19 protein-coding genes and 3 pseudogenes are annotated in these 16,967 nt (G+C 54.4%); 8 read left to right on the forward strand and 14 right to left on the reverse strand.

Annotated elements, in window-relative coordinates; translation table 11 throughout:
* The first annotated feature begins 172 nt into the window (after positions 1 to 172).
* Positions 173 to 856 carry an IS6 family transposase gene (locus tag ACR0AO_RS24565; RefSeq protein ID WP_480609389.1) on the forward strand — a complete coding sequence of 228 codons (684 nt, stop codon included), beginning with the start codon at positions 173 to 175 and terminating at the stop codon, positions 854 to 856.
* A gap of 22 nt (positions 857 to 878) precedes the next feature.
* On the opposite strand, the gene ACR0AO_RS24570 is transcribed toward ACR0AO_RS24565, so the two are convergent.
* The 4 genes from ACR0AO_RS24570 to ACR0AO_RS24585 are packed head-to-tail and all read right to left on the reverse strand — an operon-like array spanning position 879 to position 3,618.
* Positions 879 to 1,706, reverse strand: coding sequence for an alpha/beta fold hydrolase (locus tag ACR0AO_RS24570; protein WP_480609392.1), 828 nt, complete (start codon positions 1,704 to 1,706; stop codon positions 879 to 881).
* Between the two features lie 47 nt (positions 1,707 to 1,753).
* A complete protein-coding gene (locus ACR0AO_RS24575; protein WP_480609395.1) occupies positions 1,754 to 1,933 on the reverse strand; it encodes a hypothetical protein in 180 nt (59 codons plus the stop codon).
* Positions 1,934 to 1,987: 54 nt separating this feature from the next.
* Positions 1,988 to 2,296, reverse strand: a complete 309-nt coding sequence (locus ACR0AO_RS24580; RefSeq protein WP_480609398.1) for a carbonic anhydrase — start codon at positions 2,294 to 2,296, stop codon at positions 1,988 to 1,990.
* 2 nt (positions 2,297 to 2,298) lie between these two features.
* The gene (locus ACR0AO_RS24585; RefSeq protein WP_480609401.1) at positions 2,299 to 3,618 is read right to left on the reverse strand and encodes an NmrA family NAD(P)-binding protein; all 1,320 of its coding nucleotides are present in this window, start codon (positions 3,616 to 3,618) and stop codon (positions 2,299 to 2,301) included.
* On the opposite strand from ACR0AO_RS24585, the gene ACR0AO_RS24590 reads away from it, so the two are divergent.
* Positions 3,543 to 4,205, forward strand: a complete 663-nt coding sequence (locus ACR0AO_RS24590; RefSeq protein ID WP_480609404.1) for a winged helix-turn-helix transcriptional regulator — start codon at positions 3,543 to 3,545, stop codon at positions 4,203 to 4,205. The genes ACR0AO_RS24585 and ACR0AO_RS24590 overlap by 76 nt on opposite strands.
* 132 nt (positions 4,206 to 4,337) lie before the next feature.
* Here the strand turns inward: ACR0AO_RS24590 and ACR0AO_RS24595 are convergent, their stop codons facing one another.
* From ACR0AO_RS24595 to ACR0AO_RS24620, 6 genes are all read right to left on the reverse strand, one after another.
* Complete coding sequence (locus ACR0AO_RS24595) at positions 4,338 to 5,240, reverse strand: sigma-70 family RNA polymerase sigma factor (protein WP_480609407.1); 903 nt, start codon at positions 5,238 to 5,240, stop codon at positions 4,338 to 4,340.
* A complete protein-coding gene (locus ACR0AO_RS24600; protein ID WP_480609409.1) occupies positions 5,224 to 5,655 on the reverse strand; it encodes a carboxymuconolactone decarboxylase family protein in 432 nt (143 codons plus the stop codon). The genes ACR0AO_RS24595 and ACR0AO_RS24600 overlap by 17 nt, the downstream gene beginning before the upstream one ends.
* Positions 5,656 to 5,898: 243 nt before the next feature.
* A complete protein-coding gene (locus ACR0AO_RS24605) occupies positions 5,899 to 6,387 on the reverse strand; it encodes a hypothetical protein (RefSeq protein ID WP_480609412.1) in 489 nt (162 codons plus the stop codon).
* Between the two features lie 46 nt (positions 6,388 to 6,433).
* The gene (locus ACR0AO_RS24610) at positions 6,434 to 7,165 is read right to left on the reverse strand and encodes a DoxX family membrane protein (RefSeq protein WP_480609415.1); all 732 of its coding nucleotides are present in this window, start codon (positions 7,163 to 7,165) and stop codon (positions 6,434 to 6,436) included.
* Between the two features lie 388 nt (positions 7,166 to 7,553).
* On the reverse strand, positions 7,554 to 8,522 hold the full coding sequence (locus ACR0AO_RS24615) for a DMT family transporter (protein WP_480609417.1): 969 nt from the start codon (positions 8,520 to 8,522) through the stop codon (positions 7,554 to 7,556).
* Between the two features lie 9 nt (positions 8,523 to 8,531).
* Entirely contained in the window at positions 8,532 to 9,146 is a 615-nt protein-coding gene (locus tag ACR0AO_RS24620) for a nitroreductase family protein (protein WP_480609420.1), read from the reverse strand.
* Between the two features lie 165 nt (positions 9,147 to 9,311).
* Here ACR0AO_RS24620 and ACR0AO_RS24625 point away from each other — a divergent pair, with 165 nt between their 5' ends.
* Positions 9,312 to 10,190, forward strand: a complete 879-nt coding sequence (locus tag ACR0AO_RS24625; protein ID WP_480609422.1) for a LysR family transcriptional regulator — start codon at positions 9,312 to 9,314, stop codon at positions 10,188 to 10,190.
* Between the two features lie 235 nt (positions 10,191 to 10,425).
* On the opposite strand, the gene ACR0AO_RS24630 is transcribed toward ACR0AO_RS24625, so the two are convergent.
* Together ACR0AO_RS24630 and ACR0AO_RS24635 are read right to left on the reverse strand one after the other, a co-directional pair.
* Positions 10,426 to 10,923 carry a hypothetical protein gene (locus ACR0AO_RS24630; RefSeq protein ID WP_480609424.1) on the reverse strand — a complete coding sequence of 166 codons (498 nt, stop codon included), beginning with the start codon at positions 10,921 to 10,923 and terminating at the stop codon, positions 10,426 to 10,428.
* 24 nt (positions 10,924 to 10,947) lie between these two features.
* Complete coding sequence (locus ACR0AO_RS24635) at positions 10,948 to 11,136, reverse strand: hypothetical protein (protein ID WP_480609426.1); 189 nt, start codon at positions 11,134 to 11,136, stop codon at positions 10,948 to 10,950.
* A gap of 226 nt (positions 11,137 to 11,362) precedes the next feature.
* Between ACR0AO_RS24635 and ACR0AO_RS24640 the strand changes: the two genes are divergently transcribed.
* A complete protein-coding gene (locus ACR0AO_RS24640) occupies positions 11,363 to 13,030 on the forward strand; it encodes a tetratricopeptide repeat protein (RefSeq protein WP_480609430.1) in 1,668 nt (555 codons plus the stop codon).
* Positions 13,031 to 13,378: 348 nt separating this feature from the next.
* Here ACR0AO_RS24640 and ACR0AO_RS24645 read toward each other — a convergent pair whose 3' ends face one another.
* The gene (locus ACR0AO_RS24645; protein WP_480609433.1) at positions 13,379 to 13,558 is read right to left on the reverse strand and encodes a hypothetical protein; all 180 of its coding nucleotides are present in this window, start codon (positions 13,556 to 13,558) and stop codon (positions 13,379 to 13,381) included.
* A gap of 187 nt (positions 13,559 to 13,745) precedes the next feature.
* Here ACR0AO_RS24645 and ACR0AO_RS24650 point away from each other — a divergent pair.
* From ACR0AO_RS24650 to ACR0AO_RS24660, 3 genes and pseudogenes are all read left to right on the forward strand, one after another.
* A pseudogene (locus ACR0AO_RS24650) lies at positions 13,746 to 13,979 on the forward strand (IS6 family transposase); the annotation flags it as partial.
* A 68-nt stretch (positions 13,980 to 14,047) separates the two neighbouring features.
* Positions 14,048 to 14,566 (forward strand): IS110 family transposase, encoded by a 519-nt coding sequence (locus ACR0AO_RS24655; protein WP_480609435.1) that lies wholly within the window; start codon positions 14,048 to 14,050, stop codon positions 14,564 to 14,566.
* A gap of 64 nt (positions 14,567 to 14,630) precedes the next feature.
* Positions 14,631 to 15,149 (forward strand): annotated as a pseudogene (locus ACR0AO_RS24660) (IS6 family transposase); the annotation flags it as partial.
* A gap of 19 nt (positions 15,150 to 15,168) precedes the next feature.
* Here the strand turns inward: ACR0AO_RS24660 and ACR0AO_RS24665 are convergent.
* Positions 15,169 to 16,401: an IS110 family RNA-guided transposase gene (locus ACR0AO_RS24665; RefSeq protein WP_480609438.1), complete on the reverse strand. Its 1,233-nt coding sequence runs from the start codon at positions 16,399 to 16,401 to the stop codon at positions 15,169 to 15,171.
* 250 nt (positions 16,402 to 16,651) lie between these two features.
* Here ACR0AO_RS24665 and ACR0AO_RS24670 point away from each other — a divergent pair.
* Positions 16,652 to 16,834 (forward strand): annotated as a pseudogene (locus ACR0AO_RS24670) (DDE-type integrase/transposase/recombinase); the annotation flags it as partial.
* Between the last annotated feature and the right edge of the window lie 133 nt (positions 16,835 to 16,967).

Raw genomic sequence — 16,967 nt, forward strand, 5'->3', positions numbered from 1 at the left:
CAATATTGTGCCTGAAACGAAATTGAATGAGAGCCTGGCTTGCCTGTATTCTACACGAATACGGCCAGCGTGTCCTGAACGCTGTCTGGACGGCTCTGTCGCAAACATTGTTCCCACCTGTCAGATCAAGCGTCGTTTTGGTAGCGCGTGCTCAAAATGACAGGAGCAGACCATGACAATCTCATTCAAGGGTGCACACTTTCCGAAAGAGGTGATCTTATATGCTGTTTTCTTCTATCTCCGATACGGTGTTTCATACCGGGATCTGGAAGAAATCATGGCGGAACGTGGCGTTGAACTGGATCACGCAACTCTGAACCGATGGGTGAGCCGATACGCCGGTCTTGTAGCGGATGTGTCGCGGTACAAAAAGCGTCCCGCTGATCGTTCATGGCGCATGGATGAGACTTATGTGAAAGTGAAGGGTGAGTGGGTTTATCTCTATCGGGCCATCGACAAACACGGCAAGACCCTGGACTTCATGCTTTCTAAGCGCCGCAATAAGGCCGCTGCGACAAAGTTTTTCGCTCGTGCGCTTGAGGTGAACGGTTTGCCACGGAAGATTGTCATCGACAAAAGCGGGGCCAACACTGCTGGCATCAAAGCAATAAACAAGATGTTGAAAGGCTTTGGCTGTCCGATCCCAATCGAGATGGTCAGGCGGAAATACCTCAATAACATCATTGAACAAGACCATCGATTCATCAAACGTCGCATCAGGCCCATGATGGGTTTCAAGTCTTTCGAATCCGCTGCATCTGCCCTGGCCGGCATCGAACTGGTCAACATGATCCGCAAAGGTCAATTCACACCCGGACTCTCTCCGTTTCAGCAGTTTGCTCAACTGGCAGGGTAATAGACTCGCCTGCATCATCTCCTCAGCCTTCAAAGGAATTTGCGACAGAACCCGCCTTCAGAACTCTTTCCGGGGCTTCCAGTTGTGGAAGATGGCCCACTCGCTCCATCTCTTCGAACCGGTTTTGACCAATAAGGTCGTGCAGTGCCTTTCCTCGCTCGATCGGAATCCATGGATCTTTTGCACCCCAGATCACTTTCGTTGGACATCGGATTTGACCGAACAAGGGTTCTACCTCTGCAGTGTATTTCTCATCTGCCTGGGCAAACTGTCGGTAGAAGCTTCGGCTACCTTCCTCTGTCAGCCATGGTGCAACCAGCTGCTCGAAGTCTGCTTGAGACACATCGCTTGCAACGGCCCCGCGAATATAAGCTTCAACTATGGCTTGATGGATGTGATCCGGAAGACCTTGAAACGCTTCAACGTGCTTTCCAACATGATCGAAGAAATCCGACCCCCAAGGGCGCATCGCGACAACGTTCATAAGAACATAGCGTTCAAAGTCAGACCCATGTAGCAAATGAGCCCGCAATGTTGTGGCGCCGCCGAAGTCATGCGCTATCACCGTTGGGCGATTTAGGCCCCAATGCGATAGCATCTCGACAAACACGGACCCCTGGACGTCCAGAGACGTCCGCTGGTCGCTGTGCTTCTCGGATTTCCCATAGCCGGGCATGTCATACCAGTGCACCGTGTATCTGAGGGCGAGTGTTGGGATCAATCGATGCCAGGTGTACGATGACCAGGGCCATCCGTGCGCCAACACCAAATCGGGACCCTGGCCACATTTTCCGGCCGCTACCTTCCCGGCCGAGGTCTGGTATTCATCGGCTAAATTCCACTCAGACATAACTCGAATCCAAATACATTGTGCATTGGTTCGCACCGACGGGATCGTCAGGCAGGACGCGCCTGGCCCAGTTCACTCGGCGCGACGATTTCAGTAAGCGATCCGGTCACCACATCATAGATCGCCCCCGAAACAACCGCGTACCCGGGCACGTTCCCGGCATCGCTCAGCTTTGCGATGTCATCTCGGATACTCTGTTCGTGGTTTGATATTGCAGAGCCTGACACGTCAACGCCTATCCTGTCTTTGATCGCCTTCTGGAATCCAGGGTCGGCAAATCGTTAAGCACCGCATTGTGTGTGCTGCATAATGACCACCTCAAAGGGGCCGGGTGTCTCGCCATCCATCTTATTGACCATGAAGGCCAGCGTGGCGATTTCCTGAATTACGGCCTCGGTGACTCTAGCGCCGTTATTTCTGATGACGACGGCATCTCCCAGATCGAGCCCAAGGACGTGCGCGGGGTCAACCCTTGCATCTACGCAGGTCAAAATAACGGTTCGAAGTTTGGGAACTATTGGCAGGTCACTGGCCGAAAAGGTCTCCGCGAAGACGCGGTTGCGCGCATAGAGGATATCAGAGTTGGACATTGTTACGCTCCTCGGGATTGAAGGGTATTGAGAGTTGGACCCACGGTCTTTTCTGGCGGATGCGCGGCATTCATCGAAAAGGGCGTTATGTAATTCGGATCATGCGAGCTAAGCCATTCATGTGTATCTCGGGCAAACAGCGGCTTTTGGATCTGCACATAGTCTCTGACGGACTGAACATTATTCAGGTCGAGAGAGGGTGTAAGAAGTGTCCTTCCAAAACCAGCCAAGGCTTTCAGGCGCCTGGGCAGAGTTGACTGCAAGTCCGGGCGCGTTGCGACTGCACGGGAAACGATGGATTCAAAGTCCTCGGGCCTACGCCCTCCCACCTTCTCTACGTGATCGGTTGGGGCGTTCACGGCAAAGGCACCGCGACGGTATTCTTCCGCGTAAATCGCCAGTTGAGAGACAGCAGCTTCCGAGTAATTTGATGGAGGAAGCGCGCGCAGTGCTTTCGTCATCATTCGCTCGGAAATGTCGACGTACCTGACCCTGCGCCCAAGCGCCCGGCCCATCGCAGCCGCTAGGTCGTCGGGTGACAGCAATTCCGGACCCGTTGGGCGGTAGGCTTTGCCGGCATGGGTGTCAGGATCGATCAGAGACGCGACAACCACGCTGGCAATATCCTCGTTCGATGGCGGGGCGTTTTTCTTTTCGTTTCCCGGCCCCAGGGGCATCGTGAACAGACCAAGATGGGCGGCGGTGTCGAGAACCATCAGGTAGTTGTCAGCAAACCAGCCCGGGTTGACCGAGGTCACTGTCATGTTCGCGTTCATACGGATCAGCAAATCAGACAAATATACTTCGCGGGTGAACCGGGACGGGTGATCAACCGCCGACAACCACTGCCCCAATGTCACCACGTGTTCCAGCTGCGCTTCCCTAGCTGCGGCCGTGAAGACCGCGTTGAAGTGAAGGCCATTCGGCGCGGTTGGTGCGCATTGATAGGCGCTGCGCACTCCGGTCATTGCCATGCGCATGTCGGTCAGCGAATACTGATCGCCGACAAAGACCTCTGCGCCAGCTGCCTCCAGCAATTCCGCACGAGCATCGCGGCGACGGACAAATGCCCGCACCGGGACGCCCTGCTCCAACAATTGAAGCGTGACCGGAATTCCGGTTTTGCCGGCGGCGCTTGTCACGAGAATCTTCGGATTGATTGACATCAGAATGTTCCTCACCTTTGATGCTTTATCAGATAAAGTGGTTACTTTATTTTTTAAAGTAACGTTTTCGTGAGGCTCGGATGACCAAGAACCGTTCTTACAAGTTGCTGTGCCCGATCGCCCGTGCACTCGATCGGATCGGCGATCGCTGGACATTGCTTATTCTCCGGGATCTGCATGCAGGCCCAGCCCGCTTCTCCGATTTACAACGCGGATTGACCGGCATCGCTGCGAACTTGTTGACTGACCGGCTGGCAAAACTGGTTGGTGACGGTCTCGTCGTCAAAACCGAGGGCGCACATGGCACGTCGGTCTATGAATTGACCGACTTGGGCGAGAAGACGTCGGATATCATATTCGAACTCGCGATGTTTGGCGCGCGCTTCGGCCCTGAAGAGGAGCTTGCTTCGCCAGGAAATTTGAGAACAGTGGCCACCACGCTTGGAGCGGCGGCAAAACGTGTTGCAACGCCGGAGTTGAACTTTGATGCATCATTTGTGGTGGATGATGAGCAAATGCATCTGAGCGTGTATGATGGGCGAGCCAAGATGATCTATGCGCCTTGCCCCGAACCAGACCTGATCTTGACTACATGTTACTTGGATCTTTTGGCTGTTTCTGAAGGGGATCTCACACTGGACGAATTCGTTCGTGACCGATGCGAATTGCGTGTTCTGACACAGGGAAAAGAACGTGGTTTCGTAGAATTGATGACGAACATTGTGGCTCTAATGAACGAATAGCCGAAGGTAAGTGCGCCAGACAACCAGCATTGGCAACGAACTCCTCAATCAGGCGAAGAAGAGGGCAACGGCAATTGCACCACAGAAGATTGTCTATCACCGAATGTCCAAAACCCTGAGCGGCTGATTGTGTTAGTGAATCTGCACCGGGTTCAGGCTGTGTAGTTTTTCGGGGTTACGCACGATCAGGATCTCCTGAACGAACCCAGCCTCGTCAAAGGTCGCAGAGACAGCCGAGCTTGTCTGCCCGTCAGCCTGTATCAAAATGCCGCGCGACCCATTCAGATCTGCCCGCGTCCAGTCAAGCTCTGCCCAATAGCGCCGCAATTTGCGAGAGACGAAATCGCATATCGCATCCCGACCGAGGATCGGATCACGTATCGCCGCCACTTTGCCACCACCGTCGGTGCTCAACCTTGCATCCTGAGCCAGCATCCGGGCTAAGGGACCGAGCTCGCCGGTCTCCACGGCTGATTGAAACGCCGTCAGGAACTCTTCCTGGCGCGGTTCTGGTGTTGGGTGGCGTCTCTTCGATTTGCTGACACTTGCCCGAGCTCGAGACACCAGTTTTCGACTGCCGGGTTCTGATATGTCCAGTGTCTCCGCAATTTCGTCATAAGAGAGATCGAAGATGTCATGCAGCAGATAGGCCGCCCGTTCCTTTGGGGTCAGCCGCTCCAGCATCATCATGAACGCCATCGACAGAGATGAGGCCAGCTCAACCCGCGTCTCGGCCTCAGGCGGCACGGCAACCTGAATGGGTTCAGGTAGCCAGGCACCGACATAATCCATCCGCGCCCGGTCGCCCGTTCGCCGCATGTCGAGACAGCGGCGGGTACAAACCGAGATAAGCCAGCCCGCGGTGTTCTCAATTTCCAATCGATTGGTGCTAGCCCATTTAAGGAATGTATCCTGTACCGCATCTTCTGCGTCGCTGAACGAGCCTAAAATGCGATAAGCCAGACCGTTGAGGCGGGGTCTGAAATCCTCAAAAAAGAGGACCTCAGCCTGTGCAAGCTCAGTGTTTGGAGACATTGATCCGGTTCCAAAGATTTATCATGACTATCTCAGCCGTGAGAAGCCCGATCTCAGCATCCGAGAATTGCTTACGCAGTTTCGCGCGAATGGATCCAAGGTCCAGCTTCGGGTCAAGGATTGTCAGCGCTTCGGTCCATTCCAATGCCGCTTGTTCCGCCTCAGAGAAATCCCGGACATGGTCCCAAACAATAACCCGGTCAAGCCGTTCGCTGGTTTCTCCGTCTTGCCGCGCCTCAGCAGTGTGCATCTTCACGCAGAATCCGCAGCGATTGATCTGTGAGGCCCGCAGCCGCAAAAGATGACGCAACTTCGGGTCAAGCCCCTGTCCATCTAGAACCTCATGAACGCCCGCGAGTGTTTGCAGGACATCCGGGATTGCGGTTTCATACTTGATTGCGTTTGAGCTCGTCATGGTCTCATTCCTATCGTTGATGTTCTACTGTTATGACGATTCACGGGCACCTATTGTGACGCGTTGGCGCGTAATTTTTGCCATATATATGAAATGAAAGACATTCTTCTTTCGTCACCAACGGTTACAGGTTTACGTGACGGCACCCAACAGGCCGTACTACAGGTTGTTGTGATGTCAATGTCGCTTGGGGGTGAAGAAAGTACCGAAGCTGCCGGAAAAACCCCGTTGCGACAGAACCTCTCAACCATCACCCACAACGACCAACGCTGCAGCCTCAATTGGTTCGCCCCCCAACACCAGTTCAGAATGGTCGTTCGCGTTTAGACTGACCGAGACGACGTTCTCCCCCGGTTGCAATCCCGACATGTGAAACGCGGTTCCGTAGAGCCGCGTGACCTTGTTGCCATTCAGATAGAGATGGGCATGGCCTTCGTTTGGTATGTTGGCTTGGTTGACCCGCTCAGGTGCAAACCGAAAGTTCTCGACAGCCACGTAGACATTCCAACCGGCGAGCGCGTCCTTCTCAACCTTGATCGACACTTCGGGCGCGTTGTCTGGATCAACCTCGACTTGGCTGTGAAGATGGGCGTGGCCATGTGTACTGTCGACAGATGGATCAGCGTCATAGGTTCTGACCGCAGGTGCGAAGAGTATGCCGAGAAATAGGCAACCGAGAGTCCAATAGAGAACGTACATCAGCGGGATTTCAAGTTTTCCGGGTAGTTTCATCGTAGCCTCCGAAACAGATGTGCGGCTGACGGACCCGGCCCGTAGATCAGGCCGCTGCGCCCTTGGCTGATCTTCGCGCCGTGATCTTCAGCCGTTGCCCGTATCCCAACAGCAGCAGGATCAGTGCGGTGGCAATGATGGGCAGGTGGCCGATCAGTTCTTTCAGCGCCTCGTCCTGTTCGTTTTGCAGGATGAAAACGGCGTTTGAGATCAGCATCAGCCCGGCAACAACCAGAATGTTCAACCGGGTGACAACGCCCAGCACCAGGATGATCCCGAATACAACTTCCATGACCCCGGCAGAAAGAACGAAGAGCCTATCGCTGAACCAGTCGAACCCAAGCAGTTGCATGAAATTCCACTGATACTCAGAGAGGTATGCCTGGCCGAGCGCGGCACCATGCAGCTTTTCAGAAATGCCAAGCATGATCAGTGAAAGCCCGGTGAAAATCCGCAGCATGTCTACAGAATATGGCTTCAGTTTTGCGCGCAATTCATCGGTCGGGAAATAATTGAAGAGCAGGAAGAGCGCGATACCAACGACGTTGATGTATTCGAACGACCGAACGACGCCGAACTGGATCATCATACCCATGAACAGGATCAGCATCAGGATCGCGGCATGGTGCAGAAAGTGGTTACTGAGCAAGAGAATCCCGATCCCGGCCTGCAGAAACACCAGAAACAGCCCAAACCCGCCCTGGGCCTGCAGGTGAGGAGCGACCAGCGCGCCATCATATGCGGTCAACAGAAAGGATACACCGGTGAGAATTCGCATCAGTTCCATGACGTCATGGCGAATTTTGGTGTTGGCGACTGGAACAGTCGGTAGCCGTGTGTCGAGAAAGATTGCAGTTCCAATCAAGACAGTTGCGATCGCGATCCAGATCAAAACAGCTGGGTCGAACAGAGTATAAGGCTTGAATGTTGCAATCTCGGGACTGTTGGGATCGACAAACCAACGGACATGCGCTTGTGCAGCATTCGATGCGATCAGTAGGCTAACCAACCCAACGAGGCCAAATGCTGGTAGTCTTGGATTCTTCCGGTCAGGACTAGTCAGACACTGGTGGGCGGGCCGCTGGATCGTGGCAAAAAGACGTTGTAGCACATTTGGCATTTCGCGATCCTTTCGTTTCCCAGGACAGCAGTTGATTTCGATTGGCTTAACTCGGCGCGACAGGCCGCACGACCCGTCTCATATACCCGATCCATCGGGTGAAGTCCGACTGGAGAATGACTGTAGCTGCGATCGCCATCACCATGCCCGGCCAGGTTGCCAATGGTGGCAGGGTGTTTCCCGCAAATAAACCGATCACAAGCACCAGAGTCGGGTTGAGGAACGTGTAGGACATCACACGGGTAGGGCCGATGTGGGTTGTACTCCACTGAAACAGGAAAAAGGTGACGATGGTGGTGAAGACCGACAAATAGGTGATGCCTGCCAAAGTGCGTATCGGGATCTCGGCCCAGGAAACACTACCAAGACGGGGCAGCGACACTAACAAAAGCCAGATCGATCCGGTGGCCAATATCCAGAATGTCATCCGGGCCATAGGCTCGCCTTTGTGCAAAACCTTGACCAATGTGGTATAGCTGGCCAGCGCCATGGTGCCTGCAAAGAACAACAGGTCGCCCATGCCAATCTGCAGTGCGAGAAGTGCGGTCAAATCACCGCGGAATATCACCCAAATCGCGCCAATCGCGCCGAGGGGAAGCGCAATTCGCGCGCTTCGTGTTATCCGTTCGCGCAATAGGATCGCTGCCATGCCTGCGGTAATGACGGGGCTTACCGAAAAGATTGCCGCCGTGTTCAGCGGTGTGGTCATTCTCAGGGATGCAAACATACACCAGAAAAACGTGACCAGCAGAAGGCTGAGCAGACTGTAGCGCAACAGGTCGCGCAGGCTGGGACGGACGATGCCGAAGCGCCACGCCACCAGCGGAGCGAATAGCAGTGTCGCAAGCGTGAACCGCACAAAGGTAAGCACAACACTATCCAGACTGTCTGTGATGGCGGCCACCACCGGAAACGACGTGGCCACCAGAAAAGTCGCCAACAGCATCAAGCCGTGGACATGCAGATCGGTTCCGACCTCCCGAGGTTCGACGGTTGTGTTTGGGTGGCGTGACATAGGAGCCTCCTATTCTGCTGCGAGTGCGGTGAAGCGGGCGGGGTAGGGACCGGGGTAGGAAATCTGCTCAAGCGGATACCGGTTGCTAGGCAACTCGCGCACACGCAGATCGTGCGGAAGCCGAATGGCCTCGGCGGCGCGGCCGATAGTGATCCCCACCTCAAGTCGAAACCGGTCCGGCAAACCCAGAACTGTAGTCGCATGTTCGAAATCGAGGCCCGCCATGGCATGGGCGGCATACCCGAGCGCGGATGCCTGAAGCGCGATCTGCATCCAGGCGGACCCAGCATCGAAGCTGTTATATTTCGAGATCGTCTCGGGCCTGTCTTCATCAGCTGGCATCACCGTGTCCGAGATCAGATAGATCAGTGCTGACGCCGATCCGGCCCATTGCCGGTTTTCTGGGTCCAGCACCGACAGGAAATCCGTCCAATGTTTGTCGGTGCGATGGGCATACAGAAATCGCCAGGGCTGAACGTTGAATGCTGAGGGTGCCCAACGGCCTGCTTCAAGGATGGTCAGAAGATCGGCATTGGGCATGGGTTTTGCGTCATATGCGCGTGGGGACCAGCGATCAAGAAAGAGTGGGTCAATTGGGTGGTCAGCGGTTCTGGCGGTCTGCATGGCGGGGCTCCTTTACCTTTGCGCTGACGTTCGGTCCGACTGTGGTTTCGTGGATGACGTCAGCGACACAACTTACTGCCTTAGGAGATACATTGGCGCCGGTTGGTGGAGAATATACTCATTGATGAATACTTAATTCACCGATAGTAAATAATCATGGACCGAATGACCGCACTCACCGTGTTTAGAACCGTGGTCGAGCTTGGCAGTTTCGCGGCTGCGGCGCGCAAGCTGAATCTGTCTCCTGCTGCGATCAGTAAGAATGTCGGTGAGTTGGAAGGCCATCTTTCCGCGCGTCTGATCAATCGCACGACCCGGCGCATGAGTCTGACCGAGGCCGGCGCGCTGTACTTCGAGCGCGTTGCGCAGATCCTGGATGATCTGAGAGAGGCCGACGCAACACTTCAGGCCATTCAGGATACGCCCTCGGGCGTGTTGCGCGTCAGCGCGCCAGTTACCGTTACGCTGATCGGCCTGTCGGAAAAAATCCCGAAGTTTCTCGCCCGCTATCCCGATCTGACGCTTGATCTGAGGTTGAATGACCGGCGAGTCAATCTGGTGGAAGAAGGGTTTGATGTCGCTCTGCGCGGGAGCGACAATCTTGAGGATTCTGGGCTGATTGCGCGAAAGCTCATGATCATGGATCACGTCGTCTGCGCGGCTCCGTCTTACTTCGAACAGCACGGTTGTCCAACCCGACCCGAGGATCTGACGTTGCACAATTGCGTCCAGTTCACCTTGTCGGACCATGCCGTTCAATGGACGTTCATGCAGGGCAGGCGAGCTGTCAAAGTCCCCGTTCGCGGTCGCTACAAGGTGTCCTCCAGTCTTGCGGTCCGGGATGCTCTCTGCACCGGGTTCGGTCTGAGCCTTGTCCCTCGAATGTATGTCGCGGAAGATCTGGCCGCGGGACGGCTGCGTACGGCTCTGGACGACTGGACACCGAACGAAACCGGACTCTACGCCGTTTATCCCTCCCGGCGCTACGTGATGTCGAAGGTCCGGGTGTTTCTCGAGTTTCTTGTTGAAGAGCTTAAGGGATAGATGCGCCCGCATCTGGCGCGCAAATCTACCGACCCGCTGCGCAGTTAGTCGTCGACCGCGCTGTGTTGACGGAAGGAACTGTTCAGTAGGCATCATTGCCTCCTCACCATTGGAGTTAAATCGGGCCCTTTCAATCGGGGTAAGTTCCAGCAATCGCGGAAGGTAGGCCCTGGCAGGGACGCGCGTCCTGGAGGATGCACGTCCTTTTCTGGTTTCACGGATACAATAGGTGTCTTTATTGTGGCTGCTCAGCGGTTAATCGAGACCCTGTTGCATGACGGATCAGCCGAATAATCATCATCGCATGTGTAACCAGAAGAACCGGGACCACAAAGGTCGGGATGTACCAGGCCGCGTTGAAATGCGGAACGGCCTCAAGCTGCCTCAGCGCATTCATTAGGTCAAAGACGCCGACAATGTTCAGCGCCCACAACAAAGGTACAGCGACAATCCAACCTCGCCATAGAGCGATCAGAGTCAATATGCCGGCAACGGCCGAACTCAGATCTCCGTAGCCTGCCTCCGCTGCGAACCCACCGGGCATCGATTCCGCGACCACGCCGGGAACAAGGAAAACCAGCGCCAGATGCCGGAGCGCATGAGGAACTGTCAGCCAGAACATGGCATTTGACCACTCAAGTTTGTTCAATGCCGGAGAAATTCGGATCGCGACAAGCGTACAGACCACGATGCTAAGAGCGAACTGCAACAGGAAAATCTGGTCAACGGACATTTTTTGGTTCCTTTCTGGCTGGGCTCACCTGACGTTGATTGTGTCAGCGCGAGCGGTTTCGGACGCTTCCAAATTGTCGAGACGCCTTTCCATTTGCTGAATACGAAACAGCAATTGATCTGTAGGATCTGCGTGGATGGCCTCGTCCCAATCGGAAAGAAAGGTTCCGACCTGCTTTAGAAACTTGCGTGTGCGAGTAAACGCTTCTGTCATTTGGTCACCCTTTCCTATGCATTGACTGGATTGGGTTTAAGGTGCGGACAAAATCCGAAACCCGGAAGTACGTAACAGTTATCGTGGGGTTACCAGTCGATGTAACGTTCACAATAAGTGTTCAAAAATAATGTCTTACAGGCGTCGATAGTGGTATCGATTACCTGTCGAAACGACGAGGGGCGTCGTTAGACACATGTCAACTGGAGGGGTATAGTTTGTCTGAGTGGAAGGTCAGGGGGCTCGGATCGCGAATTCTGACAATATCGACATCAACGAAGTTCGGGAGCAGCTGGAGCGCATTCTCGACTTCAAGGCATTCGCACAGGCCGACCGGCAAAGTAGATTCCTGCGATACATTGTTGAGCAATCACTGGCAGGCAAGGATTCTGACCTAAACCAATTCTCCATCGGCATAGATGTCTTTGATCGAGGACAGGATTTTGACCCGGCCACGGATGCAATCGTCCGGGTCGAAGCCGGTCGGTTGCGATCCAAGATTGCCGACTATTATGCAACGAAAGGCAAAAACGACCCGATCCTCATAGATTTGCCGAAGGGAGGATACGTGCCGGTTGTCTCGACACGTCTGAAAACGGCTCCGGACCAGAATGGGCGTTCTGATCGAACAGGGATTTCCAACGTTTCGCGACATCTTATGCGCTTGGTTCTTGTTGCTGTCCTTTGTGGAGTGTCTTTTCTCCTTTGGTCAGTGCTCAGTCAGGACGTTGGGGAAATGCCTTCACCTCTTCCATCAGCCGATCATTCGGTTGCGGTTCTTCCGTTTGACAACATGAGTGCAGACCCTGAGCAGGAGTATTTCAGCGACGGCATCACCGAGGATATTATTACGGATTTGTCAGTGATATCCGGGCTTCGCGTCATCGCTCGACATTCTACTTTTGTTTATAAGGGCAAGCAGGTGACCATCAGAGAGATCGGAGACGAACTAAACGTCCGTTACGTTCTGGAGGGCAGCGTGCGCAGGCAAGGCGACAGGTTGAGAATTACGGCCCAGCTGATTGAAGTCGCCTCCGAGGGCCACATCTGGGCCGCTCGATTTGATCGGGGCGTTTCAGACGTATTCGATGTTCAGGACGAGGTGACCGCTCAGATCGTAAGTGCCTTGGAAGTGGCTCTGACCGATGCCGAAGAAGTACGGTTGGGTCATAGAAACACGTCCAGCGTCGAGGCCCATGATTTGTACCTGCGCGGGCAGGAGCGATTTTGGCATCTTGATGCAGCAGGCGTTACCGAAGCCATCGCGTTGTTCCAGGCTGCCATTGATACAGACCCGGACTACGCAGAGGCGTATGCCTGGAAGGCCCGCGCGCTGACATTTGCGTTTCTAAGTGGCATTAATTCCTCCGAAGGCGAGACAATTGACCGCGCCGTCGAACTAGCGAACAAGGCAATCAGGATTGATGAACGTTTGCCGATGGCCTACGCCAACCTTGCCTGGGTTCTGAGATGGCACAGGGGACTTTCCGAGGCACAAAAGTCAGTAGAAACTGCGATCACCCTGGATCCGAATTTTGCCGATGCGCTGTTGTGGAAATCGATGATCCATTCCGCAGCATCAGACGGAGAAGGGGCTCTGAACGCAATCAACCGGGCGATTGAACTAAATCCAAATTATAGCGTGACGTACACTCTGGCGCTCGGGCGGGCTTACTTTGCGCTTGGCGACTACGAGACTGCCCTGTCTAATTTTCGGAGAACGGTGACAAGAAATCCCCAATTTCTTCCGGGGCGTATTCATGAGGCTCTTGCGCTGGAGCGTCTAGGAGAAGTTGAGGCGTCGAATTCTGCTTTTTCGAGTATCGAAGAAGCGTTCCCAGATTACCGAAACAGCCCCAGCTACAAGATCATTCTGCTGGAATGGCCGGAATAATACGGATCCAAGTTTTCGCGTGCTGAACACTTGGCAACGACGGGCTGCCGCGACCTGTCTTCGGAAAGAAAAACACCCTCGATGACAGACATTCATTGAAGGCTGGATTGTCATTCATGGATCTTCGTTTCCCTTTCAACGACCCGACAACTTACGAATATATCAGCAGAACCAGGACTTTAGAATCGGACAGGCACATTGTTGATTCCATCCTCCAGGTGCCAGGGCTGAACACTTAAACCCTTTGCCCCATGCCCACGTATTGCGAAAAATAGGCGTCTTCCGATCACCGGGTAGTCCGCTTATCTGGATTGAACTAAATCGGCCTGCGAGTGACCAGCTGAAGACTCACCATTTTTCCCCGAAGGGCCGCAGCTCCACATCGAAGGACCATGTGGACTGGTCCTGATGGGCGATAGGAAAGACCTCTTCAGCGATGGCGTTGGGCTTGCTGAAAAACTCTTCGGGCATATCGGCGTTAAAAGGCACGCGGGTCCACGGCGTGTCGATGGCCGCATCGATCACCACATAGGCGACGTGGATGCCCTTCGGTCCCAGTTCGCGGGCAAGCGCCTGCGCAAAGATCCGTTGTGCGGCTTTTGTCGGAGCTAAAAGCCCGTAATTTGGAACGGTTCCGTTGCAAACTTTCGGCCATTGACGCTTTCGGAATTAACGAGTGAATTTCTGTCGGTCGTATCAAGTCGAAAGCCAGCTCATGATTTCCTTCAAAGGTGCACAATATCCGAAGGCCGTGATCCTATTCGCAGTCTTCTTCTACGTGCGATACGGCGTTTCTTACCGAGATCTGGAAGAGATCATGGCAGAGCGAGGTGTTTCCGTCGATCACACCACGCTGAACCGCTGGGTGACAAGGTATTCCGGTGCGATCGCTGAGATCGCGCGTCGCCGTAAAGGACCGTGTGACCGCTCCTGGCGAATGGATGAGACTCTGAGTAATTGAACAGCAGCTCTCTTGGCCGGTGCATGGTGGCATCGGAACAAAGACAGGAGAGTAAAATGGAACAGTGTTTTGTCGGATTGGATGTTTCGAAAGCTGAGACGTCCATTTGTATATGCGACGAGAACGGCGATCCCGTGTTTGCTGCGAAGAAAGTCACCGACCCGGATGTCATTTACCAAGCGCTGCGCGAACACCTTGGTTCCCTCAAATGCGTCGTCCTCGAAACCGGTCGAATGGCGAATTGGCTCTATACAGAGCTCTCGGATCGAGGTCTCCCGATGGTGTGCATCGACGCGCGTCAGGCCCATGCTGTTCTCAGCCAGATGCACAACAAGACCGATGCCAATGATGCCATCATGTTGGCTGAACTGGCGCGCACGGGGTTCTATCGGAAGGTTGAGGTGAAAAGCCGACTCGCCCAGGAGCGGCGAGCGCTGCTGAAAGCTCGGGAAGTGGCGTTGAAATCCCGCGTGAATGTGGAAAACACAATCCGCGGTCTTTTAGCCAGCTTCGGACTGCGTTTGCCAAAACATCTGAACACCTATGAAGAGCGTGGGTTCTGTTGCAAACTTTGACGATTGACGCTCGAGAATGCAGAGAGTGAATAGCTGCTGGTATTTATCAGCCGAAAGACTACTCATGATTTCCTTCAAGGGCGCGCAATACCCCAAAGATGTGATCCAATTCGCGGTGTTCTTTTACATTCGATATGGTGTTTCATACCGTGACCTGGAGGAAATTATGGGTGAGCGTGGTGTTTCGGTGGACCACACAACACTGAACCGCTGGGTAACAAGATATTCCGGCGCGATCGCTGAGGCTGCGCGTCGCCGCAAAAGATCCTGCGACCGTTCTTGGAGAATGGATGAGACTTACATCAAGGTGAAAGGCGCGTGGGTTTACCTCTATAGAGCTGTCGACAAGCACGGCAAGACGCTTGACTTCATGCTTTCGCAGCGTCGAAACAAACCCGCCGCCACCAAATTCTTCGCCCGGATGCTGGAGGTCAACGGCCTTCCGAGAAAGATTGTCATCGACAAAAGCGGTGCCAACACGGCTGGCATCAAGGCCATAAACAAGATGTTGAAAGGCTTTGGTTGCCCAGTCTCAATTGAAATGGTCAGGCGGAAATACTTGACGGATGTATTTGACAAGAACTTTTTGAGGTACCTTGCCCTTAATTCTGGCTGGCCTGCTGAGGTGAAACGGGCTTGGCCATCGGCGATCGCTGTTTCCACTTGGCTACGAAACGCCGGTAAACCTCTTCGGCGTGACCGACAGCTTCTCTCTCCCGATCGCGCACTGATTTGAGGCTGTAGTCGGCAGCTGAGCCCTTTGTCCTGCCACCGCGGTGAGAGGGGTAGCCTGCGGCCAGTTCCAGCTTTCTCAACTTCCAGTCCAACAGAGCGGGACGGTTCCAGATGTATTCTTCACCCTTGGATAGCATGTGCCAGATGACCACTGTCAGTTTGCGCGCGGTCGCCACCGCTGCGATTTGGTTGCCGCGCTTTTCCCTGATCCTCCGAAAGAAGGCTCTTAGCGGTCCGGGCGTACGGGAGACCGACCATGCCGCCTCAACCAGCATCGCCCGTGCATGTGATCTACCTTGTTTGGTGATGCGGCCGTGATACGCAGCTTTGTCACCGGATTGGCGCACCCGGGGATTGAGACCGAAATAGCTGACCAGTTTCTCCGGAGACGAGAAGCGTCCGATATCGCCAATTGCCGCCAGAACACTCAGAGCGACGATCATGTTCACGCCGGTGATTGTCATCATCTGTTTCACGCGCGGTTCTTGAAGCGCTGTTTGTGCAAGGTCTTCATCGATCTGTTTGAGCTCGCGAGCGAGACGGTCCAGCTCGCTGGCATGACGGAGAATAACGCGTCGCTGGTCTTGCTCGACAGGTTGTGCCTCCAGCCATTTCCTCCCACGCTTTGTAAAAAGAGACGCATTGTACGGCGGGATCAGATTGGCATGCAAAACAGAGTGGATCCTGTTCTTGAGACGGGTCATCTGAGAAACCAGTTGCACGCGTTCGGCCACGATACGACGCAGCCGTTCCGTTTCCTCATCCGGCATCCAGACTTCCGGCAGAAAGCCACTGGCGTGAAGCTTCGCCAGAACGCTCGCATCGATCTTGTCGGTCTTGACTTTGGCCCAGGCGATGGCGCGAACGAGCAGTGGGTTTGAGATGACAACACGACTCACAAAAGGCGATAGCAGTCGCACGATGGCCTTTGTGTTCACCGTCGCCTCCAGGACGATCTCATCCTCCACATTCAGCCGCTGCGCAAATTTCAGGATGTGTTCACGATCGAGTTCAATGCGACCGGCGTCCCGGATCTTGCCATTCTCCAGGATCGCCACCTGAGCGAAGGTGCGGTGCACATCAAGAGCAATGATCTTCATGACTGGCTCCTTTCCATGGTCAGCAACCAAGGGAGCCAGCGGGCCACACGACAACTACGGATTCGCGCTCGCAGCACAACCGGGCAAGTCGAAGGGGCGGCCAGATAACAACCCGAGCTCACGGCTCATCAAATACTTCGGCCTGCCCGCCTTTCGTGCTCCCAACGCCCCAATCCCGGTGGATCAATTCTAACCCACGTCGAGGCCTTCAAAACCTCCGGGTGGAGCGTCGCGCCCATTCATGCCGGATAACAACATTGTGGAACAGGACCACCGTTTCATCAAAAGACGAACCCGCCCGATGCTCGGCTTCAAGACTTTTGCTTCGGCTTCGGCGACTCTCGCAGGCATCGAAGTCGCGAACATGATCCGTAAAGGTCAATTCACACCAGGACTCTGTCCCTTTCAACAATTTAAAGAGTTGGTTGCCTAACACTTCAGGTCAGAGGTATTTCTCTGAACTGCAATAGACTTCGCAACATGTGTAGACGCCCAAAACGCAAGAGGTAATTTGGCCGGCAATTGCATTGGTTCGGGTACTGACATGTGTTCGGCCTGTTGCGCGG

Source organism: Ruegeria sp. AF8 (assembly GCF_056541825.1).